Here is a 754-nt window from a genome sequence, read left to right on the forward strand (position 1 = left end):
GACGCGACCAGGAGCGGTTCACGTCGCGCGACATGATCGCGGTGGAGGCCCGGCTCGAGCGCAGCGCCGGCGCGCTGGCGGCGCGCGACGGTCACGGCATCGCCGATCGCCAGCGTGACGCCGCGATCGGCGCGGCCCAGGGCAGGGGGCTCGTCTTGTCGGCCGAGCAGCGCGACGCCCTCGACCATATCACCGGCCGCAAGGGGCTGGCGTCGGTCGTCGGCTACGCCGGCAGCGGCAAATCCGCGATGTTGGGCGTCGCGCGCGAGGCTTGGGAGCGGCAGGGCTACCAGGTGCGCGGTGCGGCCTTGTCGGGGATCGCGGCCGAGAACCTTGAGGGCGGGTCCGGCATCCAGTCCCGCACCCTCGCCAGCCTTGAGCACGCATGGGGGCAGGGGCGCGAGCAGCTAGGCCCGCGTGACGTGCTGGTGGTGGACGAGGCGGGCATGATCGGCTCGCGCCAGATGGAGCGGGTGTTGAGCCAGGCGCGTGACGCCGGGGCCAAGGTCGTGATGATCGGCGACCCCGAGCAGTTACAGGCGATCGAGGCGGGCGCGGCGTTCCGCAGCGTCACCGAGCGGCACGGCGCGGCCGAGATCACCGAGATTCGCCGGCAGCGCGAGGATTGGCAGCGCGACGCCACCCGCGCGCTGGCGACCGGGCGCACCGGCGAGGCGATCCACGCCTATGACGGCAAGGGCATGGTCCACGCGGCCGACACGCGCGAGCAGGCGCGGGGCGAGCTGGTCGATGG

Annotated in this window: 1 protein-coding gene; it reads left to right on the forward strand. The window is 73.9% G+C overall.

The features are described from left to right. Positions 1-754: AAA family ATPase (locus tag AX681_RS06765; protein WP_156456049.1), on the forward strand; the 754-nt coding region annotated here is incomplete at both ends.

Origin of the sequence: Sphingomonas sp. CCH9-E2, assembly GCF_001557215.1 — a bacterium.
Taxonomy (GTDB): domain Bacteria; phylum Pseudomonadota; class Alphaproteobacteria; order Sphingomonadales; family Sphingomonadaceae; genus Sphingomonas.